The sequence below is a fragment of the Actinophytocola sp. genome (assembly GCF_035762905.1).
Taxonomy (GTDB): domain Bacteria; phylum Actinomycetota; class Actinomycetes; order Mycobacteriales; family Pseudonocardiaceae; genus DASYTH01.
Window position 1 is genome coordinate 25,585 of the sequence record NZ_DASUCC010000025.1, and the last position, 25,670, is coordinate 51,254.

22 protein-coding genes are annotated in these 25,670 nt (G+C 70.4%); 16 read left to right on the top strand and 6 right to left on the bottom strand.

Features of this window, described 5'->3' with window-relative positions; all coding sequences use genetic code 11:
- The first annotated feature begins 113 nt into the window (after nt 1-113).
- Genes VFV67_RS03400 through VFV67_RS03425 form a run of 6 tightly spaced genes read left to right on the top strand, consistent with a single transcriptional unit; the run spans nt 114 to nt 9,814 of the window.
- Nucleotides 114-1,481: a diaminobutyrate--2-oxoglutarate transaminase family protein gene (locus VFV67_RS03400; protein WP_326467101.1), complete on the top strand. Its 1,368-nt coding sequence runs from the start codon at nt 114-116 to the stop codon at nt 1,479-1,481.
- Complete coding sequence (locus VFV67_RS03405) at nt 1,478-2,320, top strand: homoserine O-acetyltransferase/O-succinyltransferase family protein (protein ID WP_326467102.1); 843 nt, start codon at nt 1,478-1,480, stop codon at nt 2,318-2,320. Before VFV67_RS03400 ends, VFV67_RS03405 begins: the two co-directional genes overlap by 4 nt.
- The gene (locus VFV67_RS03410; protein WP_326467103.1) at nt 2,317-3,549 is read left to right on the top strand and encodes an aspartate kinase; all 1,233 of its coding nucleotides are present in this window, start codon (nt 2,317-2,319) and stop codon (nt 3,547-3,549) included. Before VFV67_RS03405 ends, VFV67_RS03410 begins: the two co-directional genes overlap by 4 nt.
- A complete protein-coding gene (locus tag VFV67_RS03415) occupies nt 3,539-4,807 on the top strand; it encodes an MFS transporter (RefSeq protein ID WP_326467104.1) in 1,269 nt (422 codons plus the stop codon). Before VFV67_RS03410 ends, VFV67_RS03415 begins: the two co-directional genes overlap by 11 nt.
- Before the next feature lie 13 nt (nt 4,808-4,820).
- The gene (locus tag VFV67_RS03420; protein WP_326467106.1) at nt 4,821-8,870 is read left to right on the top strand and encodes an amino acid adenylation domain-containing protein; all 4,050 of its coding nucleotides are present in this window, start codon (nt 4,821-4,823) and stop codon (nt 8,868-8,870) included.
- Nucleotides 8,867-9,814 (top strand): alpha/beta hydrolase, encoded by a 948-nt coding sequence (locus VFV67_RS03425; protein ID WP_326467108.1) that lies wholly within the window; start codon nt 8,867-8,869, stop codon nt 9,812-9,814. The genes VFV67_RS03420 and VFV67_RS03425 overlap by 4 nt, the downstream gene beginning before the upstream one ends.
- A 39-nt stretch (nt 9,815-9,853) precedes the next feature.
- Here the strand turns inward: VFV67_RS03425 and VFV67_RS03430 are convergent, their stop codons facing one another.
- On the bottom strand, nt 9,854-10,480 hold the full coding sequence (locus tag VFV67_RS03430; RefSeq protein WP_326467110.1) for a TetR/AcrR family transcriptional regulator: 627 nt from the start codon (nt 10,478-10,480) through the stop codon (nt 9,854-9,856).
- 85 nt (nt 10,481-10,565) lie between these two features.
- Between VFV67_RS03430 and VFV67_RS03435 the strand changes: the two genes are divergently transcribed.
- The 3 genes from VFV67_RS03435 to VFV67_RS03445 all read left to right on the top strand — a co-directional run bounded on the left by VFV67_RS03435 (nt 10,566) and on the right by VFV67_RS03445 (nt 13,784).
- The gene (locus tag VFV67_RS03435; protein WP_326467111.1) at nt 10,566-12,050 is read left to right on the top strand and encodes a serine hydrolase domain-containing protein; all 1,485 of its coding nucleotides are present in this window, start codon (nt 10,566-10,568) and stop codon (nt 12,048-12,050) included.
- Nucleotides 12,051-12,594: 544 nt separating this feature from the next.
- Complete coding sequence (locus tag VFV67_RS03440; RefSeq protein ID WP_326467112.1) at nt 12,595-13,515, top strand: hypothetical protein; 921 nt, start codon at nt 12,595-12,597, stop codon at nt 13,513-13,515.
- 62 nt (nt 13,516-13,577) lie between these two features.
- A complete protein-coding gene (locus VFV67_RS03445; RefSeq protein ID WP_326467113.1) occupies nt 13,578-13,784 on the top strand; it encodes a hypothetical protein in 207 nt (68 codons plus the stop codon).
- A gap of 148 nt (nt 13,785-13,932) precedes the next feature.
- On the opposite strand, the gene VFV67_RS03450 is transcribed toward VFV67_RS03445, so the two are convergent.
- Together VFV67_RS03450 and VFV67_RS03455 are read right to left on the bottom strand one after the other, a co-directional pair.
- The gene (locus tag VFV67_RS03450) at nt 13,933-14,892 is read right to left on the bottom strand and encodes a DUF5996 family protein (protein ID WP_326467114.1); all 960 of its coding nucleotides are present in this window, start codon (nt 14,890-14,892) and stop codon (nt 13,933-13,935) included.
- Nucleotides 14,893-14,925: 33 nt separating this feature from the next.
- Entirely contained in the window at nt 14,926-15,408 is a 483-nt protein-coding gene (locus tag VFV67_RS03455; protein ID WP_326467116.1) for a MarR family transcriptional regulator, read from the bottom strand.
- A gap of 63 nt (nt 15,409-15,471) precedes the next feature.
- Here VFV67_RS03455 and VFV67_RS03460 point away from each other — a divergent pair, with 63 nt between their 5' ends.
- From VFV67_RS03460 to VFV67_RS03470, 3 genes are all read left to right on the top strand, one after another.
- The gene (locus tag VFV67_RS03460) at nt 15,472-17,553 is read left to right on the top strand and encodes an MMPL family transporter (protein ID WP_326467117.1); all 2,082 of its coding nucleotides are present in this window, start codon (nt 15,472-15,474) and stop codon (nt 17,551-17,553) included.
- Nucleotides 17,554-17,816: 263 nt separating this feature from the next.
- Nucleotides 17,817-18,521: a VanZ family protein gene (locus VFV67_RS03465; RefSeq protein ID WP_326467118.1), complete on the top strand. Its 705-nt coding sequence runs from the start codon at nt 17,817-17,819 to the stop codon at nt 18,519-18,521.
- Nucleotides 18,522-18,580: 59 nt separating this feature from the next.
- A complete protein-coding gene (locus VFV67_RS03470; RefSeq protein WP_414636162.1) occupies nt 18,581-19,390 on the top strand; it encodes an NYN domain-containing protein in 810 nt (269 codons plus the stop codon).
- A 224-nt stretch (nt 19,391-19,614) separates the two neighbouring features.
- On the opposite strand, the gene VFV67_RS03475 is transcribed toward VFV67_RS03470, so the two are convergent.
- Nucleotides 19,615-20,355 (bottom strand): ribonuclease activity regulator RraA, encoded by a 741-nt coding sequence (locus VFV67_RS03475; protein ID WP_326467121.1) that lies wholly within the window; start codon nt 20,353-20,355, stop codon nt 19,615-19,617.
- 93 nt (nt 20,356-20,448) lie between these two features.
- On the bottom strand, nt 20,449-21,144 hold the full coding sequence (locus tag VFV67_RS03480; RefSeq protein ID WP_326467122.1) for an SDR family oxidoreductase: 696 nt from the start codon (nt 21,142-21,144) through the stop codon (nt 20,449-20,451).
- 307 nt (nt 21,145-21,451) lie between these two features.
- On the opposite strand from VFV67_RS03480, the gene VFV67_RS03485 reads away from it, so the two are divergent.
- The gene (locus tag VFV67_RS03485; protein WP_326467123.1) at nt 21,452-22,000 is read left to right on the top strand and encodes a carbohydrate kinase family protein; all 549 of its coding nucleotides are present in this window, start codon (nt 21,452-21,454) and stop codon (nt 21,998-22,000) included.
- A gap of 399 nt (nt 22,001-22,399) precedes the next feature.
- Here VFV67_RS03485 and VFV67_RS03490 read toward each other — a convergent pair whose 3' ends face one another.
- Nucleotides 22,400-22,540 carry a hypothetical protein gene (locus tag VFV67_RS03490; RefSeq protein ID WP_326467124.1) on the bottom strand — a complete coding sequence of 47 codons (141 nt, stop codon included), beginning with the start codon at nt 22,538-22,540 and terminating at the stop codon, nt 22,400-22,402.
- A 1,353-nt stretch (nt 22,541-23,893) separates the two neighbouring features.
- Between VFV67_RS03490 and VFV67_RS03495 the strand changes: the two genes are divergently transcribed.
- The 3 genes from VFV67_RS03495 to VFV67_RS03505 all read left to right on the top strand — a co-directional run.
- The gene (locus tag VFV67_RS03495) at nt 23,894-24,796 is read left to right on the top strand and encodes a LysR family transcriptional regulator (RefSeq protein ID WP_326467125.1); all 903 of its coding nucleotides are present in this window, start codon (nt 23,894-23,896) and stop codon (nt 24,794-24,796) included.
- Between the two features lie 81 nt (nt 24,797-24,877).
- Nucleotides 24,878-25,123: a UBP-type zinc finger domain-containing protein gene (locus VFV67_RS03500; RefSeq protein WP_326467126.1), complete on the top strand. Its 246-nt coding sequence runs from the start codon at nt 24,878-24,880 to the stop codon at nt 25,121-25,123.
- Nucleotides 25,124-25,262: 139 nt separating this feature from the next.
- Nucleotides 25,263-25,670 (top strand): calcium-binding protein (locus tag VFV67_RS03505; RefSeq protein ID WP_414636161.1); only part of this gene is annotated, 408 nt, incomplete at its 3' end.

Here is a 25,670-nt window from a genome sequence, read left to right on the forward strand (position 1 = left end):
CGCCAACCGCACCCAAGGGGAACGGAACGCGACCCAGCCACCGGCACACGCCGAAATCGACGGTGCCGACCCAACGTGACCACCACGGTAAATTCCGGAGAGGCGGACCAGCCATGACTGCGGTGCCGGCCACCCAGCCCGACCTGTCCGTGCCCGATCGCAACGCCCAGTCGCTGCTGGACATCCAGGCCGAGATCGAGTCGAACGCGCGCACCTACCCGCGCCGGCTGCCGATCGCCATCGCCGAGGCGACCGGCAGCGTGGTGACCGATGTGGACGGTCGCACCTACATCGACTTCCTGTCCGGCGCCGGCGTACTCGCCCTCGGGCACAACCATCCGGAGCTGGTCGCGGCGGTTCGGGACCAGCTTGGGCTGATCACCCACGGCCTCGACTTCCCGACGCCGGTGCGCGCGGAGTTCGCCCGGCGGCAGCTCGGCATGCTCCCGCCGGGCCTGCGGGACCGCATGAAGATCCACTTCTGTGGGCCGACCGGGGCCGACGGCGTGGAGGCCGCCGTGAAGCTCTGCAAGAAGGCGACCGGCCGCGGCGGGGTGGTCGCCTTCCAGGGTTCCTACCACGGCTCCACCCAGGGCGCGCTGTCCCTGACGTCGGAGACCGCGCCCAAGGACGGCCTGCACAACCTGTTGCCCGGAGTTCATTTCACCCCGTTCGGCTACTGCCACCGGTGCCCGGTCGGGCTGACGCCGGACACCTGCTCGGTGAACTGCGCGCGGGTGCTGGCCAACACGCTCGCCGACACCCACGGCGGGGTGAGCAAACCCGCCGCGATCATCATGGAGCTGGTCCAGGGCGAGGGCGGGTCGATCCCGGCGCCGGCCAAGTTCGTCCACCGGATCGCCGATATCGCCGCAGAGCACGACATCCCGCTGATCATCGACGAGGTGCAGACCGGCTGCGGCCGAACCGGCACCTGGTTCGCGTTCGAGCCGTACGGCATCGAGCCGGACGTGATCGTCGCGTCGAAGGGCCTGTCCGGGCTGGGCCTACCGGTGTCGATCATCCTGTACCGGGACCATCTGGACACCTGGGCGCCGGGCAGCCACATCGGCACCTTCCGCGGCAACAACCTGGCCTTCGCCAGCGGCAACGCCTACCTCACCGTGCTGCACCGGGACAACCTGCTGGCCAACGTGCGGGACCGGGGGGATCAGCTGCTCACCGGACTGATCGGCATGCAGCAGGCCAGCCCGCTGATCGCCGACGTCCGGGGCCGCGGCCTGATGCTGGGCATCGAGCTGGCCGGACACGCCGGGGCCGGCGCCGGGGAGGTGGCCCGGCGGGTGCAGCGGGCGGCGCTGCGCCGTGGCCTGATCCTGGAACTCGGCGGTCGGGAGGACTGCGTGGTCCGGCTGCTGCCGCCGCTGAACGTCACGGCCGAGGTCACCGCCGACGCGCTGGCGATCATCGGCGTCGCCCTCGACACGGTCGAGGCCGAGCTGGCGGAGGCGGTCCGATGAGGGCCGTGGCCGGCCGGCCGGCGGTGCCCCGGATCGGCTTCGTGAACCTGATGCCGAGGGCCGAGCAGTTCGAAACCATGCTGCTCCCTCAGTTCGCCCTCGCCGCGCCGATGGAACCGGTGTGGCTCAAGGTGAATGAGCGCAGGTACGCGCTCGATGACCGGGCGTCGATCGACCGGCGCTACCGCCCCCTGGCCGCCGCGCTGGCCGAAGGCCCGCTGGACGGGCTGGTCGTCACCGGTGCGGCCGTCGAGCACCTGCCGTTCCACGAGGTCCGGTTCCTGCCCGAGCTGTCCGAGATCGTCGGCTACGCCGCCATGCGCGGGATTCCGGTCCTCGGCCTGTGCTGGGGCGCGCTCGCGGTCGGGCACCTGCTCCTCGACATGTCGCACACCGTATGGGAGGACAAGGTTTCCGGGGTGTTCGAAACCGAGCTGCTGGTGCGCGACCACCCGCTGGCCACCGGGCTCGACGACCGGTTCTGGACGGCGCACAGTCGCTACGCCGGGTTCGACGAGTCCTGTGTGGACCGTCTGGCGGCCGCCGGCCGGGTGCGGGTGATCGCCCGGTCCGCCGGGGCCGGCACGGTCATCGCCGAGTCCGCCGACCACAAGGTGCTGATGCACATCGGCCACCCCGAGTACGCGGCCGGCCGGCTGGCCGAGGAGTACCGGCGCGACGTCGATCTGGGGCTGCCCAACGTGCGGCCGCCCGCGGGCGTCGAGCTGGACCGGCCGGTGAACCGGTGGCGCAGCCACAGCATGGTGTTCTTCGCCAACTGGGTCCGGCTGGTCTGCCAACCGGCGGCCGTCCCGGCGGCGGCGCGGGGCGCCTCATGAGTGTGCGGCGACCCGGCACGGGCCGGCGGGTGGTCTGGAAGTTCGGCGGCACGTCGGTGGACGACTGGCAGAAGCTGCGCCGGATGGCCGCGCGCGTGGTTGCCGCGCTGCGCAAGGGAACTCAGGTGGTCGCCGTGCTGTCGGCAATGGGCGGCACGACCGACCGGCTGGTGCGGCTGGCCCAGCAGCTGTCCACCGAGCCGGAACCCCGGGAGCTGGACGCGCTGCTGTCCACCGGCGAGGCGATGTCCTGCGCGCTCGGCGCGATCGCCGTGCGCGACCTCGGCGAGCGGGCCGTCTCGCTCACCGGCGCGCAGGCCGGGATGCTGACCGACGGTGTGCACGGCAGCGCCCGCCTGCTGCGGATCACCCCGGACCGGATCGAGGCGGAGCTGAACGCCGGCGCGGTGGTGCTGGTGACCGGCTTCCAGGGGGTGTCGGAGTCCGGTGACGTCACCACGCTCGGCCGGGGCGGCTCCGACGCCTCGGCCATCGCCCTGGCCGCCGCGCTTGGCCTGGGGGAGTGCGACATCTACACCGACGTGCCGGGGGTGTTCACGGCCGACCCGCGGGTCGTGCCGGACGCCCGGATGCTCGCGCAGGTCAGCCACGACGAGATGCTGCGGCTGGCTCGGGCCGGCGCCCGGGTGCTGCAACCGCGCGCCGTGGAGCTCGCGGTGGAGCACGGGATCGACATCCACGTCCGGTCCAGCTTCACCACCGAGCCGGGCACCTGGATCCGGGCGATGCCGGCCGGTGCCGGGCACCTGCGCGGGATCGCCCACATCGCCCGGGATCCGGTGTACACGCTGACGCACGCGTCGCCGGCCGAGGTGTCCGCGGCGCTGGACCGGGACGGCCTGACCATGACCGCGGCCAGCGTGGTCGGCCCCCGGTTGCGGTTCACCGCGGACGGGTCCGCCGCCGCGGTCGGCGCCGCCCTGGCCGCGGCGGATCTGGATCCGGGCATCCGCGAGGACCTGGGCAGCGTCACCCTGGTCGGTCCGGCGAGCATCGACCGGCCGTGGATCGCCGGCCGGCTGCTGGACATCCTGGCGGCCGGTGGCATGCCCGCCGAGCTGGTGAGCAGCGCGCCCGGCCGGATCACCGGCCACCTGCCCACCGAGGCGGTCACGGACGCCGTCCGGGCGCTGCACGAGGCGTTCGCGCCGGGTGCCGCGGCCGACCTGGCCGCGGCACTGCCCACCGGGAGCACCGATGCCGGCTGACCCGGCCAACCGCGCCGGCCGGTCGCTGCTGCGCGACCGGGACTTCGCCAAGTTCTGGGGCGCCGAGACGATCTCCCTGTTCGGCGCGCAGGTCACCGAGCTGGCCGTGCTGTTGACCGCGGTGGTCGAGCTCGGCGCCAGCGCGTTCGAGGTGGGCCTGCTCAACGTCGCCCGGTTCGTGCCGTTCATCGTGCTGTCGTTGCTCGTGGGGGTGTGGTTCGACCGGCGAAGGCGCTGGCCGGTACTTGTCGCCGGCAACCTGGCCCGCGCGCTGGTGGTCGGCGTCGTCCCGGTGGCCGCGCTGCTCGGGGTGCTTTCCGTCCCGCTGCTGCTGGCCGTCGCGTTCCTGGTCGGCGTGCTCACCGTGGTGTTCGACGTCGGCTCGACCTCGTACCTGCCCGGCCTGGTGGACCGCGGCCGGCTCACCGAGGCCAACAGCCGGCTGCAGACCAGCTTCTCGCTGGCCGCGATCGCCGGGCCGGGTCTGGCCGGGCTGCTGATCGGCGTCCTCACCGCGCCGAACACGCTGGTGATCTGCGCGGCCGTGTTCGCGGGGGCGACCGTTCCGCTGGCCCTCATCACCCACCGCGAGCCGAGCCCGCCGGCCGGCGGGCAGGACGGCCTCGCGCGGTCGATCCACGAGGGCCTGCGCGCGGTGTTCGGTGACCGCACCCTGAAGAACCTGGCCACCCAGTCGGCGACGTACAACTTCTTCCAGAACATCGTGATCACGGTGTTCAGCGTCTACGCGCTGCGCGAGCTGGCATTGAGCCCGGCCCAACTGGGCTTCGTGCTCGCCGCCGGTTCGGTGGGCACGCTGATCGGCGCGCTGGCCGCCGCACGGGTCGCCGCCCGGCTGGGTGTGGGCAGCGCGCTGCGGGTCGCGACACTGATCGGTTGCGTCGCCCCGATCCTGCTGCTGGTTCCGCACGGTTCCGGGCCGGCCGCGCTGGTGGCGTTGGCCGCCGCGCTGGCCGTGCACGGCGCGAACCTGGCCGTCTTCAACATCACCGCGCTCACCCTGCGGCAGTGCATCACCCCGGACCGGCTGCTCGGCCGGATGAACGCCAGCTACCGGCTGCTGCTGTACGGCACGGTCCCGTTCGGCGCGTTCCTCGGCGGCGTGCTGGCCGAGCTGGTCGGCCTGCGCGGTGCGCTGATCATCGGCGTTGCCGGGCTGGCGGTGCCGATCGCCTGGATCCCGTTCTCACCGGCCTACACGATCCGCACGATGCCGGACAAACCCTATGCCAGCTAAGGAGAGGCAGACCATGCTTTCGGATACTCAACGTTCGGCGCTGATCGCGCGCGTGTCGTCCGGCCGGAACAACGCCAACGCGCCGATCGGACCGCGCCCGGCCGGCATGGACCCGATTCCGCTGTCCCACGGCCAGGAACAGCTGTGGTTCATCGAGGCGCTGGCTCCCGGGCTGCCCACCTACAACATCACCGGGGCGCTGCACATCACCGGCCCGCTGGACCATGACGCGCTGCGGGCGGCACTCGACGCGGTGTTCACCCGGCACGAGGTGCTGCGCACCCGGCTGCTGGCCAAGGACGGCCGGCCCTACCAGGTGATCGACGAGCCACCCGGCGGAACCCGCCTGGAGGTCCACGACCTGGCGCCGTACGGCGAGAGCGAACGCGAGACGCGGCTGCACAGGCTGCGCGAGCAGGAGGCGGGCCGGCCGTTCGATGTGGACGGCGGACCGCTGATCCGGCTGCACCTGGCCTGCCTGTCCGCGCAGCGGCATGTGCTGCTGATCGCCGTGCACCACACCATCTTCGACGGCTGGTCGTTCGGAGTGTTCACCGGCGACCTGCTCGCCGCCTACGAGGCGAAGGTGGCCGGCGGGGCGGCGACACTGCCCGAGCTGCAGGTCCAGTTCGCCGACTACGCGGTCTGGGAACGGAACCGGCTGCACGGCCGGGTGCTCGACGAGCTGGTCGACTACTGGACGAAAACCCTTGGTGGGGCACCGAACCTGTCGCTGCCGACCGACCGGCCCCGGCCGCCCGTGCAGAGCTACGCGGGCGGGTTGGAGAGCACCGAGGTGGACCGCGCGGTCCTCGACGGGCTCCGGGCGATCGCCCGCACCGGCGGGACCACGCTGTTCGCCACGCTGATGGCGGCGTTCAACACCCTGCTGCACCGCTACACCGGGCAGGACGACCTCGTGGTCGGCACCGTGAGCGCCAACCGGACCCGGACCGAGTTGACCCCGCTGATCGGCTACCTGGTCAACACACTGGCGATCCGGGTGGACTGCTCCGGCGACCCGACGTTCCTCGAACTGCTCGACCGGGTCGGCACCGCGACCCTTGGCGCCTACGCACACCAGGATCTGCCGTTCGTCCGGCTGGTCGACGCGCTTGGCGTGCACCGCGATCCCAGCCGGCACCCGGTGTTCCAGGTCGGCTTCAACGTGGCCGAGGGCTACGAGACCGGGCTGGCGGCCGCCGGGCTCACCGTCGGGCAGGAGGAGCTGTTCAACACCTCGGCCAAGTTCGACCTGCTGCTGACGGCGAGCGCGCTGGCCGACCGGCTGCGCATCGTGGCGTCCTACGCCTCGGCGCTGTTCGACCCGGACACCATCGCCCGGCTGCTGCGGCATTTTCAGGTGCTGTTGGAGGGCATCGTCGCCGATCCGCGCCAGCGCCTGTCCGCGCTTCCGCTGCTGTCCGATGCGGACCGCGTCCGGGAGCTCGCGGTGTGGAACGGAAGTTCGTTGGCCGCGCCGCCGGGGTGCCTGCACGAGTGGTTCGAACGGCAGGCGGCCCGCATCCCGGACGCGGTCGCGGTGGAACTGGACGGCGCGGCGCTCACCTACGCCCAGCTCAACGTCCGGGCCAACCAGGTCGCACACCGGCTGCGTGAACTCGGCGTGCGGCCGGAAAACCTGGTCGGCGTGTGCATGGGGCGCGGCATCCCGCGGATCGCCGCGCTGCTGGGGGTTCTCAAGTCCGGCGGCGGGTATCTGCCGCTGGATCCGGAGTATCCGGCCGACCGGCTGGGTTTCATGCTCGAGGACGCGCATGTGCCGGTGGTGGTGACCGACGCGGACAGCGCCGGCGCCGTCCCGGCCGGCATCGCCACCGCACTGCGGATCGAGGAGATCGGCGACGACGACGCCGGCTCGGCCAACCCGGCTCCGGTGGCCACCGCGGCCAACGTGGCGTACGTGATCTACACGTCCGGCTCGACCGGCCGTCCCAAGGGGGTGGTGATCGAGCACCGGCAGGCGGTCAACTTCGCCTTCGCCGAGATCGGGCACTGGTCGCTGGCCGACGGCGATCGGGTGCTGCAGTTCGCCTCGCTCAACTTCGACGTGTCCGTACTGGACATCTTCGGCGCACTGGTCTCCGGCGCGACCCTGGTGCTCGGCCGGACGGACACGCTGCTGTCGCCGCCGCGGCTGGCCGAGCTGATCCGGCGCGAGCGGATCACGTTCATGTGCCTTCCGCCCGCGGTGCTCGAACTGATCGCCGACGAGGACTTCCCCGACCTGCGCGTGGTGATCGCCGGCGGCGAGGCGCTCTCCTCGGCGCTTGTGCGCCGCTGGGTCCGGCCCGGCCTGCGGTTCGTCAACGGCTACGGGCCGACCGAGACGACCGTCGGGGCCACCATGCTGGAGTGCACCGGAGCCGAGACCGATCCGCTGCCGATCGGCCGGCCGCTGGCCAACTACACCGCGCACGTGCTGGACCGGTACGGCAACCTGGTGCCGGTCGGGGTGGCCGGCGAGCTGCACATCGGGGGAGCCGGGGTGGCCCGCGGCTACCTGAACCGGCCCGAGCTGACCGCGCAGCGGTTCGTCGACGACTCGTACGGCGACGCGCCGGACGGCCGGCTGTACAAGACCGGCGACCTGGCCCGCCGGATGTCCGACGGCAACCTGCAGTACCTCGGCCGGCTCGACGACCAGGTCAAGATCCGCGGCCTGCGGATCGAGCTCGGCGAGATCGAGACGGTACTGGCCCAGCATCCGGCGGTGCGCCAGGCGGTGGTCGTGGTCCGGGAGCAGAACGGGAACAAGGAGCTGGTCGGCTACGTCAAGGCCGATCCGGCCCCGCCCCGCGCCGATCTGCGGGCGCACCTTGCCGGTAAGCTGCCGCACTTCATGATCCCGGCACACCTGCTGGTGCTCGACTCGTTTCCGCTCAACGCCAACGGAAAGGTAGACCGGTCGCGGCTGCCGGAGCCGGCCGCGGCGGCCGATGGCGAGGTGTCCAACCCGCCGAGCACCGTGGTCGAGGCGCTCGTCGTGGACACGTTCGGCGCGCTGCTCGGCCACGACCGGATCGGCGTGGACGACAGCTTCTTCGAGCTCGGCGGCAACTCGCTGCAGGCCATGCAGCTGATCGCCCGGCTGCGCGAGGAGTTCCAGGTGGACACCGACCTGACCGCGATCTTCCTGGCGCCGACGCCGGCCCAACTCGCCGTGGTGCTCCGCGAGGTGCACGGGCTGGCCGACAGCGGTCTCGACGATCCCGGCGGGGAGGTCGAGCCGGTCACCGCCGCGCCGCGGGCCGAGCCGGCGCCGTCCGGTCCGCTGGTCCGGCTGTCCACCGGGACCGGCGGGCCACCGCTGTTCCTGATCCATGCGATCGGCGGGACGGTGCACGGGTACGCGGCGCTGGCCCGGGAGTTGGCCGGTGTCTACCAGGTGTGGGGCATCGAGGCCGCGGGCCTGCGACCGGGATCGCAGGCGGTCAGCTCGCTGGCCGAGATGGTGGACGGCTACGCCGATCTGATCAGGTCGGTGCAGCCGGACGGGCCGTACCGGCTCGGCGGGTGGTCCCTCGGCGGGCTGGTGGCGCTGCGGGTCGCCGAGCGGCTGGGCGCCGAGGTCTCGTTCGTCGCATTGCTGGACGCACCAACCCTCGTGCACGACACGGTGCCGACGGCCGAGGCGGAGCTGGCCGGTGCCTACGTCACCGATGCCGCGCGGCTGCTCGGGCCGGACACCGGGCAGCCGCCGGACCCGGCCACGCACACCGCCGTCGAGCAGCTGGCCTGGCTGGCCGATCGGTTGATCACCGGCGAGCGGGACCAGGCGTCGGCGCGCGCGGAGATCGAACGCAGATTTCAGGTCTACCGGGCGCACTACCGGTTGATCGCCGGGTACACCCCCCGGCCGCTGGACACCGACGTCGTCGTCGTCACCCCGACCAGCGGGCCGGACGACACCGACTACTGGACCGGCGCGCTCGGCCGGCCGGTGCGCGGGCAGCGGGTGCCCGGTGACCACTACTCGTTCCTTGAGCCGCCCGGCGTGCAGCTGATCGGGTCCGTCCTGACCGACCTGGCCGGACGATGAGACACCGCATCGACCCCGAGCTGGCCCGGTGGCTGCCGGTGCTGCCCGACCTGTCGTACGCCGACGTGGCGGCGGCCCGGGACCTGCTGCGCCGCCAGGTGCGCCAGTGGCCCGCCTTCCGGCCGGACCGTCCGGTCGAGTCGCGCCAGTTGACCGTCGCCGGACCGGCCGGAGCACCGCCGGTCCCGGTGCGGGTCTACACCCCGGCCGGCGTCACCGACCCGTTGCCGGCCATGCTCTACCTGCACGGCGGCGGCTTCGTCACCGGCGACCTGGAGTCCGTGCACGCCTCGGCCACCTACTTCGCCGCCGAACTGTGCGCCGTGGTGGTCTCGGTCGGCTACCGCCTGGCCCCGGAAGATCCCTTCCCCGCCGGTGTCGAGGACTGCTACGCCGCGCTCACCTGGCTGTCCGACTCGGCCCCCGCCCTGCAGGTCGACCCCACCCGGATCGCCGTCGCCGGCAGCAGCGCCGGCGGCGGCCTGGCCGCGGCCCTGGCTCTGCTCGCCCGGGACCGCACCGGCCCCCCACTGTGCTTCCAATACCTGGAAACCCCCATGCTCGACGACCGCATGGCTACCCCATCGATGCGCCAGTACCTGGACACCCCCATGCTCAACCGGCGCAACGCGGACCTGTCCTGGCACCACTACCTGGACGCCACCACTTCTCCCGGCGCCCCCCGAGTCTCTCCCTACGCCGCCCCCGCCCGCGCCGAGGACCTGTCCGACCTCCCCCCGGCCTGCGTCATCGCCTGCGAATTCGACCCGCTGCGCGACGAGGCACTCTGTTACGGCCAACGCCTGGTCCAATCCGGCGTCCCCACCGAAATGCACCTGTACCCCGCCACCTTCCACGGCTCCACCATCGTCATCGGCGCCGCCATCACCCGACGCATGGCCACCGACCGCCTTGCCACCCTCCGCCGTGCCCTCACCCCCTGACCTTTCCCCGGCGAGTTCCCAGTTCGGGCGGCCAGCTGGTCAGTCGTGGGCGCGACAGCGGCCGGGGAAGATCCCGCTGAGGTAGTCGTGCAGGGCGGCCAGTGCGGCCGAGGCGGGCAGGGCGGTGGGGTCGAGGTAGGTGTGCAGGGCCAGCCCGTCGAGGTGGGCGAGCAGCCGGCTCGCCTGCGTGTCGGGGTCGGTGTGGTTGCGGACTTCCCCGCATTTCTTGCCGTTGCTGATGGCCTGAGCGAGGCGGGCCCGGATCTGGGCTTCGGTGTGGTTGCGCACTGCGGCGAGGTTCGGGTTGTCCACCGCGCGGGTGGCGAAGGCGAAGGCGACTCGCCACTCGGCGCGTCGTGGTTCATCCAGGGGGAGGCGTTCGGCCAAGGCGTGCGCAAGGGCCTGCTGGATGCGGCTGCGGTGCCGGTCCAGTTCCTCGGCCTGCTCGATCGCGCGGGCCAGCGTGCGTTCGGTGAGTTGGGTGTAGGCGTAGCGCAGTAGGTCGTCTTTGCTGGCGAAGTAGTGCTGCACCAGGCCGACCGAGACACCGGCTTCGGCGGCGGTCTTGGCCACCGTCACGCCGTCGAGACCGTGCGCGGCGACCAGCCGCTCGACTGCCTCGGCGACCTGCCGGCGGCGCAGCGCGTGGTATTCCTCCCGGGCCATCCCGCCACCGTTCGCTCGAGCGTTGACAATACGTCCATATTAGAACCAATATGAATATACTGTAACGGTGGTGGGGGTGCTGAGGATGGGGTGGCTGCGGTGGTGCGCGAGCGTGCTCGTTCTGTCCAGCATGCCGGTCGTCGCGGCGCAGCCCGCCGAGCCGGATGCGACGCGTATCGAGGCGTTCCTGACCGGGCGGATGCGCGCCAACGAGGTTCCTGGCCTGGCCTATGCGCTGGTGCATCGGGATCGGGTGGTGCGCTCCGGGGCGTGGGGGGTCGACGGGTGGGGCCGGCCGATGACCCCACGGACCCCGATGGGGTTCGGCTCGGTGTCCAAACCGGTCACCGCCACGGCGATCATGCGGCTGGTCGATACCGGGCGGGTGCGGCTGGACGACCCCGTCGTCAGGCAGCTGCCCTGGCTGCGGCTGGCCGAGCCGGACACGGCGGGGAAGATCACCGTGCGGCACCTGCTGGAGCAGACCAGCGGGATCTCACCCCGCGACGGCTACGCCCGTTCCGACCGCGACGACAACGCACCCGGCGGCATCCGCCGCTGGGTCGGCGACCTCGCCTCGGCGCACCCCACCGCCCAACCCGGACAGCTCCACCAGTACAGCCCGGCCAACGCGATGATTCTCGCCGCCCTGGCCGAACAGGTCACCGGACTGTCCTTTGCCGACTTCCTGCACCGGGAATTGTTCGCGCCGCTGGACATGGCCGACACCATCACCGACGCGCACAAGGCCGAACGGATGCCGCCCGGCCACGAGTACTACTTCGGCTCGGTACGCCGGGCACCGAAAACGTTCGACACCTCCGGCGTCCCCTACGGATATCTGGCCGGCAGCGTCACCGACCTGGCCCACCTGGCCATCCTGCACACCAACGCCGGCCGTTACCGCGGCACGGCGGTGCTCTCGCAGCGCGCCATCGCGCAGCTGCACCGGCCCGGGCCCGTCGCGGCCGGCGGGCACTACGGGCCGGGCTGGCGGATCGGCACCCTGAACGCGGTGGGCACGCGGATCGTGTGGCACGCCGGCGCCGTCACCGGCTACCACACCCTCGTGATCACCGCTCCGGACCGCGGCTGGGCCGTGGCCGTCCAGCAGAACGCCTGGTCGTTTCTGCACGACGCCGCGCTCAACGCGGCCGGTTTCGGCGCGCTCACCCTGGCCCTGGGCGGCGAGCCCGACCCGCCGACGCCCCCATCGGCCACCCTCCCACTGCTCGCCCTCGGCGCCGTCATCCTGATCCTGGCGGTCGGGCTCGCCGTGACGGCACACCGACTCCTACGCCCCGCGAGATCCCGCCGCAGCTGGCCCACCGTGCTCGGCGCCACCACCGGTGCCATGGCCGGCCTGATGTCCGCCGTGGGACTCGGGTGGTGGCTGCCGCACGCGTTCGACCTGGACCTGCGACACATCCTGCGATTCCAGCCAGACCTCGGCCACCTCACCATCGCGATCATCACCCTCGGGCTCGCACTGACCGCCACCGCCACCGCACTGCTGATACGAACCCTGCTCACCCGACACTCTGGCCAGGCACAACCGAAGCCCCGATAATCCAGCCACACCACCGACCGCCATAGGTATCCGACGATCCCGCCACCCGGGTGCCGCCTACATCCTCGCCAGTATCAGATGCCAGCGCGCAGGCGCAGGTGCTGCAGACAGCGCGCCTCGCCCTGCTCCTCGCCGAACCGCGGCAAGTGCTCGGCCCGCCAGGCGGTTACCGCGTCAACCAGCGTCCGTCCTCAACGGACAGCACGATACCGCGCAGTCGATGACGTGGGTTCGGCTGGTCGACGGCGGCCTCGACCAGTTCGTCCCATGCCTGCGAATCCGGCCGGCGTCAGTCCAGCCTGCGCTGGCTGGTCCGTGACCTGATCGAGGCGTACGCCTGCGCACCGTGTACCCACCGTTCCCAGCATCGGCTTTCTCATTCGACGACTGGCGCCCCTCCCGGTCGGTGGCGGCGCGGCTTCTCGCTCGCGCCACGAACGGTGCTTGACAGCAGGAATGACCTTGCGGCGCTTGTGATCTCGTGCCTGGGCCTTGTCGTTGGCACGTCCAGATCGTCTCCGGCACATATGGCACAGTCGTCATCGTGCCATTGGAAGATCTGCCGGACTGGCTGCCGACCTGGTGTGTGAACCAGTTGGGAGACGGGCCGGTCGGCGTGCTGTTCGAGGTGCGGTCGATATCGGCGGTGTTCGGGCTGCGGTTGGCCGGCGGCCGCGACGTCGTGGTGAAGGCCCGGGAGGACGACGGCCGGGCCACGTCGTGTGTTGCCGCGCAGGCCCGGTTGGCGCAGCGGGGGTTTCCGTGTGCCCAGCCGCTCACGCCAGCGGTCGGTGTCGGTGCGCTGGCCGTGCACGCTGAGGAGTACCGGCCGGGCGGTGAGCTGCTGCAGGGCGATTCGCCGGAGATCGCCGTGCGCTACGCGGAGGTGTTCGCCCGGCTGATGGGCGAACTGGTCCATGTGACCGTCGCGCCGCCGCTGCCGAATCCGCGCTGGGTACGTTGGGACCACACCGATTCCGGGGTATGGCCAGCGATCGGGTTCCTTGACGAACGGGACCAGAGCGTGGTGCCGGCCTACGTCGTCGAGGTGGCCGAGCGGACCCGCGCGCGGATGCTGGCCGCCGACCTGCCATGCGTGCTGGGCCACGCCGACTTCGAAGCGCAGAACCTGCGCTGGCACGACAGCCAGGTGTGGGCCGTGCATGACTGGGACAGCCTGGCATGGCAGCCAGAGGCGGCACTGGTGGGAGCGGCGAGTGCAGTGTTCCCCAAGACCGGGCCGGCCACATTGCCGCCGATCGAGAGTTCCGCGGCGTTCCTGGCCGCTTATCAGGACCTTCGGGGGCGCCGGTTCACCGCGGAGGAACAGGAGATCGCATGGGCGGCCAGCCTGTGGCCGGCAGCGCACGACCTCCGATGGGAAGCACTGCACGCCGATCCACCGGTGTCCTCTGACGCCGTCCGCGCACAGGCACCCGAACGCCTCCGCCGAGCAAACGCCTAGAGAGTGTGAAACGCCGCCACGAGCAGCGATGCGTTCGAACGGTTGCGATCACAAGGGTATCGATGATCACCGCAGGAGGTTCGACCATGTCCTGGTTCGGTGGGCCCCAGCGAGAACGCGGCAAGCACCGCGATGAAGATGGCCGGCGCCATATTCGGGTAGCCGCCGCCGAGAATGCTGACCATGAGCTCACCGGCGATTATCCCGATGCACACACCGGCGAGCAGCCGCACCGCGCTCAGGCCGCGCTCGCCGCGGGCGAAAGCTGAGCGCGACCACGGCGGCGACCGGCGCGAAGAACGGGTCGATCTCCTTGGCGATCACCCACGCGACCGTGGCCGCCGCCGTCGCCTGCAGCAGTAGCCGGACCTCGCCGGACCACCCGCGCACTCCGGCAGTCCTGTCGCCAACCATCGGCTACGGCGGAGTGGGTGATGACGGCTGGGGGTCGGTGATCCCGCCGGGACAGGCGAGCCGCGCGATGTCCCAGTCGGCGTGTCGCGCGCCGGCCTGGTAGGCGCTTTCGTAGAAGGCGAGGACTGCGCCGCGTGGGTCGGGCTCGGCGCGGGCTCGTTCGTAGTGGAGTACGGCCAGGTGGCTGTCGCGCTGCGTGATCCATTCCGCGCCGGCGGGGTGGAGTGGTTCGCCGGTCAGGCCGGGCGGCTCGGGGGCGGTGTAGGAGTAGAAGGCGGGCTCGGGAAAGGCGTCGTCGCCGAACCAGAAGCCGAAGCTGATCACCTCCCGGGAGTAGGCCTCCCGGGTCACCGGGTCGGCCTGCGCGGGCTGGTCGACGTGGCGCTCGGAGAAGCGGGTGTGCGCGATGTCGAAGGTGTGCCAGAAGTGGTGCACGGGGCTGGCTTTGCCGGAGAACCGCGCCGCGAACTCCTCGAGCACCAGGTTCACCTGGGAGAGCACCTGCCAGTAGCGGGTGACCATGGCGGGGTCGTAGGCGCTGTGCTCGGTGTCGTCGCGAAACGGTCGGTTCGCGTCCGGTAGGTCGAACGGTCTGGCATTCGCGATCGTCACCCGGACGCGCAACGCGTCCAGGGCAGCGAGGAGGTCGCGGTAGAACGAGGCCACCGACTGGCCGTAAAGCGGGAAGGACATCGCCGTGCCGTCGGTGGTGCTGGCGATCAGTTGGTGGTCGACGAAGTCGAAGTCGATGGTGAAGATCTGGTTGCCGTCAACCAACCCCATGGGACGGGTGGTGATCCCTCGCCCGGTGAGGTGAAACGGCACGTTCCACCAGTGGTTGCGCCGGCTGCTGGCGGCGAGCCGGATCTTGCCGACCACCTGGACGTAGCGGTGCAGGGTGGCTTTGGTGTCCTGCCACGCTGCCAGCGGCATCGAGGGAAACAGCTCCATGGCGTCAACCATGCCAGCCTCGCGGCACGGTCGCTGGCGAGCCGGTCACGGTCGCGGCTGGACGAGCCGGGTGCGCACCCGCACCGTGGCGTCGATGCTCGCCGCGAGGAATCGGGCGATGGTACGGCGTTCCCGGGCGGTGAGCGTCGCCCACGCCTCGGCGAGTTCGGCGCCGAGCGGGGTGAAGAAGCGCTGGCCGAGTTGCATGGCGTGGTCGGCCATCACCAGTTCGACCCGGCGCCGGTCGGTGGGGTCGCGGTCGCGGTGCAGGTGTCCGGCAGCTTCGAGCCGGTCCAGCACGGCGGTGGTGGCCGAGGCGCTCAGGTGCAGCGCGGCGGCGAGCTGGCTCGGTGACATGGGGGCGCCGCGCCGCGCGGCGTCCATGATCACGGTGAGTGCGTTGAGGTCGGTGCGGTGCATGCCGTGCGCCGCGCCGAACATCTCGGCGAACCGGTCGGTTTCGACGACGAGCTGCCGGAGCAGCTGTGCCAGTTCGGCATCCGAGCCCTGATCCTGGTCCTGTGCCACCGGCCATCCTTACCACACCATTTGTTTCGATGATAGAAATATGCGATTGTAGAATTATCTATCGTGGAGGTGGCCGTGCCCAGTTCGACGGTGTTCCGCCGGCGGGCGCACTGGCTGCTTCCCGCCCTGGTCGCGGTCGCCTGGCTGGTGCTCGGCGGGATCGGCGGGCCGTTCGCCGGCAAGCTGAGCGAGGTCGCGGTCAACGACAGCGCGGCGTTCCTGCCGGAGTCGGCCGAGGCCACCGAGGTCGCCGCCCTGCAGCGGCGGTTCGACACCGAGCGGACCGTGCCGGCGATCGTCGTGGCGGAACGGCCGGGCGGGCTCACCGACGATGACCGGCGTTACCTCGCTGACCGGGCCACCCGGATCACGGCGGGGCAGCCGATCCCTCCGGTTGCCTCCGAGGACGGCGCGGCGTTGGGGCTGATCGTGCCGATCGACGATCGGACCGAGGTGTCGGAGGCGGTCACGGACATCCGCGAGGTGCTCGCCGAGGGCCGGCCGGACGGGTTGACCGTGCTGGTGACCGGGCCGGCGGCGCAGGTGGCCGACCTGTCCGAGGCCTTCGGCGGCATCGACGGGTTGCTGCTGGTGGTGGCCGGTTCGGTGGTCGCGTTGATCCTGGTGCTGGTCTACCGCAGCCCGGTGCTGCCGGTGGTGGTGATGGCGTCCGCGGCGTTCGCGTTGGGACTGGCGAGCCTGGCCATCTACCTGCTGGCCGACCGCGGCGTGATCGACCTCAACGGGCAGAGCCAGGGCATCCTGTTCATCCTCGTGGTCGGGGCCGCCACCGACTACGCGCTGCTGCTGGTGTCCCGCTACCGGGAGGAGTTGCGCACGACGGACGACCGGCTGGCCGCGATGCGCACCGCTTGGCGGGCCACCATCGAGCCGATCGCCGCGTCAGCCGGCACGGTGATCCTGGCCGTGCTGTGCCTGCTGTTCAGCGACCTCAACTCCAACAAGTCGCTCGGGCCGGTCGCCGCGATCGGCATCGCCGCCGCCCTGCTCGCCTCGACCACGTTCCTGCCCGCGGTGCTCGCGCTGCTCGGCCGGTCGGCGTTCTGGCCGCAGCGTCCCCGGCCCGGCACGAACGACCCGCACGGCACCGGAATCTGGGCCCGGGTCGCGCGCGTGATCTCGGCGCGGCCGCGGGTGGTGTGGCTGGTGACCGCGCTGGTGCTGCTGGGTGCGGCCGCGTTCGTACCGCAGTTGCGCGCATCCGGCACCGCCCAGTCCGACATCTTCCTCACCCCGGTGGACTCGGTCGCCGGGCAGCAGGTCCTGTCCCGGCACTTCCCGTCCGGCGCGGGCACGCCCACCGTGATCATCGCGCAGGCCGACCGGATCGACGAGGTCGCAGCGGCGGCCCGGGTCGACGGGGTCGCCGAGACCCGGGTCACGGTGGCGGCCGACGGTTCACCCCGCCAGGTCGACGGTCTGTCCCGGGTGGACGCCGTGCTCACCGACCCCGCCGACTCCGCTGCCGCGACCGCGACCGTGGCCCGCATCCGCACCGCCGTGCACGCCGTACCGGACGCGTCGGCCAAGGTCGGCGGCCCGACCGCGATCCTGCTCGACACCCAGACCACCTCCGAACGCGACCGGACCGTGATCATCCCGATCGTGCTGCTGGTCGTGTTCGCCGTGCTGGCACTGCTGCTGCGCGCGCTGCTCGCCCCGGTGCTGCTCGTCGCGACCGTCGTGCTGTCCTACGCCGCCACCCTCGGCGTGTCCGCGCTGGTGTTCAACCACATCCTCGGCTTCCCGGGCGCCGACCCGGTCGTGCCGTTGTTCGGCTTCGTCTTCCTGGTCGCCCTGGGCATCGACTACAACATCTTCCTGATGACCCGCGTCCGTGAGGAGGCGAAGACCCACGGCACCCGCGAAGGCACCCTGCGCGGCCTGACCATCACCGGCGGCGTCATCACCTCCGCCGGCCTCGTCCTCGCCGCCACCTTCGCCGCCCTCGCCGTCCTGCCCATCCTGTTCCTCGCCCAACTCGCCTTCATCGTCGCCTTCGGTGTCATCCTCGACACTCTCGTCGTCCGCTCCCTCCTGGTGCCCGCCCTCACCGTCGACATCGGACGCCACGTCTGGTGGCCCTCCCGCCTCAGCCGCCCCGCGACCAGCCCACCGCCCTGACCGGAATCGCCTGGACCGTGCTCAACCTGGCCGTGCGGGCTCCCGGATCGCGCGGTGTTGTCCTTGCGCGATAAGGCTCTTCCCGCCTGGTTGGCCGGCTCTCGGTGCTGGTCGCCGCGGTGCACGTTGTCACCTGGGTCGGCGTGCTCATCGGTGGTCCGCTGGCTCCCGGAAGCTGGGTTCGGAAGGGTCGCCCGCCGCCGACTGCGGGCGTATCGAAAACGCATACGGTGCCGCAACAGCCCTGCGTCTGCAATGGAGGCATGAACCACGACGTGTCCCGGTCGACACCGCCCCGCCGCACGCGCCGGATCGTGCTCCTCGGCCTGGCGATCCTCGGCGTCGCGAGCGCCGTGTTCGTCGTGCGGCGGCCGCTCATGATGTCCGCTTCGACGTGCATGGCCGGGCGGTGGCACGGCTGCTTCGACACGTTCAACGGCGTGGTGTTCATCACGTTGGTCACGCTGCCGTTGGCCGCCCTGGTGGTGTGGGCGCTGGCCCGCCGCCGGCGTGCCGCGGGCGGCACATCGGCGTGGCGGATGTCGCTGGCCGAGGTGGGCATGGTCTACGGGACGGTGCCGTTCCTGTGGATGATCATGATGCCGGGTTCCGGGGCCGGCACCGTCCCCGGCCGGGTGAGCCTGGTACCGCTGCGGGACCTGCTCGTGATGGGCCCAGTCGGGATCGCCGGCAACCTGCTGGTCTTCGCGGCGCTGGGGTTCTTCGGCCCGATACGGTTCGCGGCGCTGGCCTCCGTGCCGCGGATCCTGGCGCTCGCCGCGGGCTGCTCGGTCCTGGTCGAAACCGCACAGTACGTTCTGCGACTGGACCGAGTGTCCTCGGTGGACGACGTACTGGTCAACGCCGCCGGCGCCGTGCTGGCCGCGTTGGCGTCGCGCCGCTGGTGGCGCACCACGGCCCAAACGCCCTCGGACCAGCCTCACCCCGCACCGGCACCGCGAGGCTGAGCAGCGCGTCCGGTGTGCACAGTCATACACTGCGCGGGCGGTGGACGGGAGGGGTAGGCATGGTCAGTGAAAACGCCGCGAGGCTGGCGGTTCTCATCGATGCGGACAATGCCCAGCCGTCGATCACCGAGGGACTGCTGGCCGAGGTGGCCAAGTACGGCACCGCGCATGTCAAGCGTGCCTATGGGGACTGGACCGGCACGAGCCTGCGGGGCTGGAAGGATCAGCTGCTGGCCCAGTCGATCCAGCCGATCCAACAGTTCGCCTACACCAGCGGCAAGAACGCCACGGACGCGGCGATGGTGATCGACGCGATGGATCTGTTGTACTCGGATCGGTTCGACGGGTTCTGCATCGTCTCGAGCGACAGCGACTTCACCCGGCTGGCGGCGCGGCTGCGCGAGTCCGGCCTGACGGTGTATGGGTTCGGCGAACGCAAGACGCCCAAGCCGTTCGTCGCGGCCTGCGACAAGTTCATCTACGTGGAGAACCTCACCTACCCAGAGGATCCGGTCGCCGCGCCGGACGAGACACCGAGGTCGAAGCCGGCTGTATCGGCCGCGCAACTCAAGCGGGACAGCGCGTTGCTCAACCAGCTGCGCAACGCGATCGAAGGGGCCTCGGACGAGGACGGTTGGGCGCCGCTGGGCTCGGTGGGTCACATCATCACCAACCAGCAGCCCGACTTCGACTCCCGCAGCTACGGATACGCCAAGCTCAGCGACCTGCTCGCGGCGACAACGCTGTTCGAACTGGACCGCCGCAGCCCCGGCGACGGCAAACCCGCAATCGTTTACGCCCGGGACAAGCGGCGCCGTTCCGCCAAGCCCGGCCGAACTACCCCAACCGGTAGATCAACCTCTCGATGACGGGGGTGTCGCCAGTACGTATCCGGTCGGCCCGACGGCCGCGGCGAGCGCCTCGGGGATGCTGCGACCTCCGGCCCGCACCTCCCAGCAGCGCCAACCCGGTCGTGCTCATGTGCACCGTGCCGCTGGACCGCGACGATCACGCTCATCCGGTGTTCTTCGCCGAGACGACGCATTGGGACGGGGAGTCGAGCCACGACCGGCTGCGGAGCTGAGAGCGCCCGTCAGGCCGGGCCCTGCTCGGCGCGCCACCGCTCGTACTCGGGCCGGGCCTCGTCCGACAGCGGGTAGTACAGCCGCATGTCGCCGCCCTCGGCCAGCCGGATCCGGGAGAACTCCTCCCATTCCGCATGCTCCTGAGCGACGGCCAGCAGGGTGGGTGCAAGCTTGATCGGCACCACGACCGCCCCGTCGTCGTCGGCGACGACGATGTCGCCCGGCTCGACGAGCGTGCCACCGCACGCCACCGGCACGTTGACGGCGGTCGGGACGATGTTGGTCTGGGCGTGGAAGTTCGGCGTGGCGCCCCGGATCCACAGCCCGAGACCGAGCTGCTTGGCCTCGCCGATGTCGCGCAGGCACCCGTCGATCACCACGCCGGCGCCGCCGCGGCCCTTGAAGTAGGTCAGCATCATCTCGCCGAACACGCCGCTGCTCATGTCACCGCGCGCGTCGACGACGATCATGTCGCCGGGCTGGGCGTGGTACATGACGTGCCGGTGCAGCTGCTTCTCCGGCTCGTCGTACTCGGCTACGGGGTGAAGGTCCTCCCGCTTCGGCAGGAACTGCAGCGTCAGCGCCGGGCCGGCCACGCGCACGCCGGGGGTCACCGAAACCGGGCCTTGGATGAACGCGCTGCGGATGCCCATGCGGCTGAGCTCGGCGCTGGCCGTTGCGCTGCCGATGGCCCCGAGGGCCGCACTGAGCCCAGCAGGCGGGCGAACGATGTCGTGCGTCTCGACCACGCCGGTAGCTCCCTCGTCCGCGCAGACCGTAACTATCGGAGAGTTTCGATGAGATTCCGGTCCGAGCGTAGTCCGGCCATGGCCATGTGGCGGTCAGCCTTTCTTGAAGGCTTCGCGGCGCATCAGTTGGAACAGCGTTGGGGTGCCCTCGGTGGTGGTGACGGCGACGGTCTTGCGGAGGAAACGGGTGTCGGAGATCTGTTCGAGCAGGCTCGCCGCGAGGTCGGCGCGGCTGGTGAAGATGCCCGGCGCTTGGTTCTCGTGTAGTGCGTAGCTGGTCACGGCGGGCGCGTCGAACAGGCCGGAGGAGCGCATGATGGTCCAGTCCAGGTCGCTGTCGCGCAGGTGTCGTTCCATGCGCCGCATGTCGGCGTAGGTGGTCTTGCCGATCGTCGCGGTGACCATGGGCTGCAGGACCCGGTTGAGTAGGAAGCCGCCGTCGGCGTGATGGTGTGGCTCGGTGGCGCTGGAGCTGACCGCGACCACCCTTTTGATGCCGTGCCGGGACATTGCGGTGGTGATGGTGCGGATGCCGTCGCTGTAGACGGTGATCGGTTTGCGGGTGAATGGCACGCCCAGCGTGGACAGCACCACGTCGGCATCCTCGATGGCGTGGTCGACGGCGGGGGCGTGGTGTACGTCGGCCGCCACGACGCGCAGGCGTTCGTGCGTGATCGGAAAGTCGGCTGGTCGGCGGGTCACGGCGGTGACGGTGTGACCGGCGGCCAGCGCCTGTTTGGTCAGCAACCGGCCGGTGGCACCGTTGGCGCCGAAGACGGTGATCTTCATGATCGAGCTCCTTCTGACTGGCCAGCTTGCCTGGCAGGGCGCGGCCGCTCGAGCCTCTCAAGGTCGCGATCGGCTGATGCTCGGCCGATTCGTTGATCACAAGCGAGCAGCCGGCACCAGGTGGCCGGCCCGCGACGAACCCTGTGCATGACGGTACGCCCATCCTGACACCGATTCCGGGCGCGGCAGGCAATGGATTCTTGTTCTGTGGCTACGGACCGGGCGCCGGCAGCACAGTGCGGCGCCCAGGGCCAAGGCGGCCGGACTGTCCACTTCGGTCGACATGCTCGCCCCCGGCGACCCGGGAATGCTGCAGTGGATCGCCGGCGCCCTGCCACACACCGACTACCTGCTGCCCAACGACGAGCAGGTACTCGGGTTAACCGGGGCCGAGGACCTGGTGACGGGATCTCGCGCCCTCATCGAAGCAGGAGTCGGATGCGTCGCCGTGACGCAAGGCCGCAAGGGCGCCATCGTCGTGACCGCTGACGAGGTCATCGAGGTGCCGGCCTTCAAGATCGACGTCGTCGACACAACCGGATGCGGTGACGCGTTCTCGGCCGGGTTCGTCATGGCCAGCACCAACGGCGCGTCGCTCACAGACGCTGCCCGGCTGCGCCACCGCTGCCCAGGTCGCGCAGGGGCTGAGCACCGAGACACCTCGTCGCCATCCTGGACGGATTCGCCCTGCAACGAATCGCCAAACCACGACCGGACGACCACGCAGTGTTCGCCCAAGCCATCCGCGTCTTCGCCAACACCTACCTGCGACTCGATCAACATAGCTGACTTCCGGCCTGCCACGAAACCGCCACATCTCGTCACTATCACTGGACACCGCGTGACCCGCTCGTAGGAAGGGAGTGTCGAGCGTGACGATTGCCCGTGAATTGGGGCAAGGTGCGGGGGATGGGCTCACCGGTTCAGTCGGCTCGATACCGGCTCGGCGCACGGTCGTGGTTGGGCGCGGCAAAGCACCGGGCGCGCGTCAACACGTCCTGCCGATCGCCGTCGCCAGCCCGGCGTCCACGCCACAGCCCTTGGTCAACATCGCCGCGCGACCTCGTGGCAACACCGCCATCACCGTCGGGTTCGCTTTACTAACCGACCTGATCGCACAGCTTGGCCAACCCCGATCTCTCGTTGCTGTGGATTCACCCGGGCGCCGCGGGCGAAGCGCGGCGCGATGTGCTTCGAGCCCGTGCTGCGCGGCCCGCAACCGCGGTGAACCCCAGCCTCCGAAACCATCGAGCCGTCACCACGCCGGACCCATCAATGCTGCCCACTGGTACGCCACCCACGCCACGTCTCCGCGATCCTCGTGGTCACAGTCGGTCCACAGGATGGCAACGGCCGACATCGCCTGGCGCAGCGCCCGGTACAGGCTCGCGCGCATGGCGGCGCCTGGTCGCGCCCACCCGCCCGGTCCTGCTGCCCCTGTCCATCACCGGGATGCACACCTTGTTCGACCCCCACTCCGACCTGGCCCACGCGCTCCGCGCATCGGCCGTGGCCCGGACGGATGACCTGACAACACCCGAGGTCGATAGAACCTCGATCACCGGACTCGTCTCGGCGATCATCCGGGCCGTCGCCCGCGACCGCTGGCGTTAGGCAGGGTGCCCCTACTCGCCGACATTAGTGGGCGTCGCCGCTGTTGGACGTTCGGTGCGGGTCTCCGCGTGGCGGCCAATAGACGAGGGCCGGCAGTTCACCAACTGGTCATTTGATGTTCTGCTATCGCAGTCTGTGTTTCATCAGCCACGCCGATTGGCAGGATCGGTGGGCTGACTAGCAGTACATCGAACCTGATAGGGATGCACATCGGGTGCATCCTTAGCTCCTCGGGCGGACCAGGAGGTACCCCCCCATACGGGGGACTGGGGTATCTGTTATCCCTTCTGCGGGGTAGGCTGCACGGTGTTGCCCTGGACCCCGGTGGCGTGACCTGTGTGCGCGATGTTAGCAAACACAGATCACGAGCCGAGGTTCTTTTTTTTTTTTTGCGTAGATGAGAGCTTCCACAGTGGCTTCGAACAATGGTAGTCCACGTTCTCCTCCGTTTGGCGAACCACACCCGGTGCGGTCATTCCTCATGGTGTGCCAGGAAGAAGCCGGCATGCGGCCTACCCGCACCATCGTCCGGTACTGTTCGGCGCCGCCGCGCGGTGCCCTGCAATCAGGTGCCTGGCAACCAACGACACCGCGCCTCGCGATGGCATCGACAACGCGTGCTGAAACGTTGACCGCCATGCCCGGCTGACCACCGTGCCAGGGAGAGCACACTCGTCCGCACAACGCACAATAATGTTCCACCCACTACGAAGGAGCGTCTCATGGGAATCGTCATCATCGGCGGTCTGATCGACTCCGTCCTCGGCATCGTCAACGGCGCCGTGGTGGCCATCACCAGCGCCGCCAGCGCGGTCATCCTGCCCCTGCTCCCCATTTAGAGCACCAGACCCTTGGAGGACCTAGCAGTAAAGGAGAACCTCGTCATGGGAATCGTCATCTTCGGTGGTCTGATCGACTCTGTCATCGGCATCGTCACCGGTACCGTGTTCGGCATTGTCGGTGCCGTCAGCGCCCTGCTTCCCATTTAGCACCAGAGCTGGATTGGCACGACCCTCGTCCGGCCGGACCGGCCGGCGGGAGTCGTGCCCCGCCGCTGCCCCCGCCCTGCCGTCTGCACCGTGCCGAGAGCGGTTCGTGCCGGTGTGGGTGCCTTTGTGGGACGAGGGAGGAGCCCGTGGAGTTACGCCAGTTGCGCTACTTCCTGACGGTGGCTGAGGAGCTGCATTTCGGGCGGGCGGCGGAGCGGGAGCACATCGCTCAGCCGGCGTTGAGTCAGCAGATCAGGCGGCTGGAGCACGAGTTGGGGGTTGAGGTCTTCGACCGCACCAGTCGTCGGGTGCGGTTGACCGAGCCGGGCCGTCTGCTGGTGGGTTTGGCCCGGGGCATCCTCGACCGGGCTGATGACGCCATCGTGCTGGTGCGTCAGGCGGGCTGTGGTAAGGAGGGTCGGCTTCGGCTGGCCTATGCCAACGGGTCCGATCGTGGCGCGCCGGCGGTCGTGGTGGATCGGTTCCGGGCCGAGTGTCCCCGTGTTGAGCTGACCCTGTCGACGCAGTACGACGAGGCGTGCCGGGTGCAGTTGCGGGAGGGGGTCATCGACGCCGCGTTCTTCTGGATGCCGCTGGGCGACTTCGACGATCTGGCCTGGCTGCGGGTCGCCTCCGAGCCGCTGGTGGTCGCCGCGGCCGAGCGCAACCGCCTGGCCACGCTGGCCGCGGTCACCGCCGAGCAGGTCGCCGCCGAGCCGCTGGTGTGGTTCGCCCGGCACTGGTCGCCCGGTTCCTGGGACACCATCATCGCCTCGGTGTTCGGCCGCAACGGCCACCGCCCGAACGTGGTCACCGAGGAGGTCAGCCAGGAGGGCATGGTGCGCGGCGTGCTGGCCGCCGCCGGCGTCACCATCGTCACCGCCAGCACCGCCGGTCAGCTGCGCGTGCCAGGCGTCGTCTACCGCCCCTTCGTCGAGCCGACCCCCATGCTCGACGTCGGGCTGGCCTGGCGGGCCGGCGACAACTCCCCGGTGCTCAAAGCGCTGATCCAGATCGCCCATCAGCTCGCGCGGACCGCGCCCAGCTAGCGCATCGATCGATACGGCATTGGCCATTGTCCGGTGTCCCACCCGGTCCCATGCTCAACGGGAGGGCGGGAGCTGGTGCACATGGGCGAATCGAGGAACCACCCGGTCGCGGGGGTAGACCTCGCTTGCTGCGAGGAGTGCCTGGCCGGTGGCGTCGACGGCGTGATCCTGCGGATCTGTGCCAGTTGTGGTCACGTCGGCTGCGCGGAAGGCTCGCCCAACGACCACGCCGCCGAGCACTACGCCGAGACCGACCATCCCATCGCCACCGTCATCGGGTCCGAACGGATGTCTGGTTGGTCCTACCCCGACGCGCGGCCGGTCTAAACCACGATGTCGAGTGCCGATCCGTCTCGATCGAGACAGGGTTGACCATCGTCAGCACCGCGCCTGCCGTGGTCTGCTCCGTAGTGGACGCACCCCGTCGGACTTTCCGAGGATTCGGTGCGACTCCAAAGGAGACATCGTGAGGATTCACCATCAACAGATCCGCCGGGGGATCGTCGTCACCATGGCCGCAACCCTTGCGGTCCCCCTCATGTGGGCACTGGCCCCGCTGACCGCGTCCGCCGCGGTCAACTGCGTCGTGGGTCCCGGCGTGACCCAGACCGACACGGTCGTGACCGGAAGCCCCGGCAACGACACGATCGACTGCGGCGGCACCAACCCCGCCAAGACCATCAACGGCAACGGTGGAAACGACACGATCACCGGCTCGGACTTCGACGACACCATCAACGGCGGCGACGGCAACGACACCCTCACCGGCGGCACCGGCGCCGACACCCTCACCGGCGGGCTGGGCATCGACACCATCTCCGGCAGCGCCGGCAATGACATCCTCGTCGGCGCCTCCAACGACGGCAGCCAGGAC

Excerpts from the sequence above, each read along its gene's own strand:
- VFV67_RS03400 (WP_326467101.1), top strand. The coding sequence starts at position 114 with ATGACTGCGGTGCCGGCCACCCAGCCCGACCTGTCCGTGCCCGATCGC.
- VFV67_RS03405 (WP_326467102.1), top strand. The coding sequence starts at position 1,478 with ATGAGGGCCGTGGCCGGCCGGCCGGCGGTGCCCCGGATCGGCTTCGTG.
- VFV67_RS03410 (WP_326467103.1), top strand. The coding sequence starts at position 2,317 with ATGAGTGTGCGGCGACCCGGCACGGGCCGGCGGGTGGTCTGGAAGTTC.
- VFV67_RS03415 (WP_326467104.1), top strand. The coding sequence starts at position 3,539 with ATGCCGGCTGACCCGGCCAACCGCGCCGGCCGGTCGCTGCTGCGCGAC.
- VFV67_RS03420 (WP_326467106.1), top strand. The coding sequence starts at position 4,821 with ATGCTTTCGGATACTCAACGTTCGGCGCTGATCGCGCGCGTGTCGTCC.
- VFV67_RS03425 (WP_326467108.1), top strand. The coding sequence starts at position 8,867 with ATGAGACACCGCATCGACCCCGAGCTGGCCCGGTGGCTGCCGGTGCTG.
- VFV67_RS03430 (WP_326467110.1), bottom strand. The coding sequence starts at position 10,480 with ATGGCCCGGGAGGAATACCACGCGCTGCGCCGCCGGCAGGTCGCCGAG.
- VFV67_RS03435 (WP_326467111.1), top strand. The coding sequence starts at position 10,566 with ATGGGGTGGCTGCGGTGGTGCGCGAGCGTGCTCGTTCTGTCCAGCATG.
- VFV67_RS03445 (WP_326467113.1), top strand. The coding sequence starts at position 13,578 with ATGATCACCGCAGGAGGTTCGACCATGTCCTGGTTCGGTGGGCCCCAG.
- VFV67_RS03450 (WP_326467114.1), bottom strand. The coding sequence starts at position 14,892 with ATGGTTGACGCCATGGAGCTGTTTCCCTCGATGCCGCTGGCAGCGTGG.
- VFV67_RS03465 (WP_326467118.1), top strand. The coding sequence starts at position 17,817 with ATGAACCACGACGTGTCCCGGTCGACACCGCCCCGCCGCACGCGCCGG.
- VFV67_RS03470 (WP_414636162.1), top strand. The coding sequence starts at position 18,581 with ATGGTCAGTGAAAACGCCGCGAGGCTGGCGGTTCTCATCGATGCGGAC.
- VFV67_RS03480 (WP_326467122.1), bottom strand. The coding sequence starts at position 21,144 with ATGAAGATCACCGTCTTCGGCGCCAACGGTGCCACCGGCCGGTTGCTG.
- VFV67_RS03485 (WP_326467123.1), top strand. The coding sequence starts at position 21,452 with ATGCTGCAGTGGATCGCCGGCGCCCTGCCACACACCGACTACCTGCTG.
- VFV67_RS03490 (WP_326467124.1), bottom strand. The coding sequence starts at position 22,540 with ATGCGCGCGAGCCTGTACCGGGCGCTGCGCCAGGCGATGTCGGCCGTT.
- VFV67_RS03500 (WP_326467126.1), top strand. The coding sequence starts at position 24,878 with ATGGGCGAATCGAGGAACCACCCGGTCGCGGGGGTAGACCTCGCTTGC.